The sequence below is a fragment of the Caballeronia mineralivorans PML1(12) genome (assembly GCF_001028175.1).
Taxonomy (GTDB): domain Bacteria; phylum Pseudomonadota; class Gammaproteobacteria; order Burkholderiales; family Burkholderiaceae; genus Caballeronia; species Caballeronia mineralivorans.
Genome location: NZ_AEJF01000298.1, coordinates 1 through 333 on the forward strand (window position 1 = coordinate 1; position 333 = coordinate 333).

The following is a 333-nucleotide window of genomic DNA, read 5'->3' on the forward strand; positions in this document are numbered from 1 at the left end:
CTGGCTAATCGCCGCCGGGTTAAACCAGTAGCGGGTTTGTACATCAATAAGCGGTTCAAAAGTCTGCCCGTTGTCCTCCGCTCGCTGCATTTGCCAGATCTGCCAGATCCCTTCGACATACCCCTGTACAAAGTTAGCGGTATTCGGCTCACTGCCGTCGGTGATCACCTGAATCGGTGCGGTGGCGTTGGCGCGCTCCATCTGTTCCGCAAAATCCACCGGAATAACCACCAGACCGCGAATTTTCCCCGCCTGCATTTTGGCGATCAGTTCCTGACGGTTATCGCTGATGGTGGCGTCGATGTAGGGCGAACCGGTCATGGTGTGGGTGAA

Annotated in this window: 1 protein-coding gene; it reads right to left on the reverse strand. The window is 55.9% G+C overall.

The genetic code is table 11. The features are described 5' to 3' along the window. Positions 1 to 333 (reverse strand): ABC transporter permease (locus EOS_RS42755; protein WP_160312586.1); only part of this gene is annotated, 333 nt, incomplete at both ends.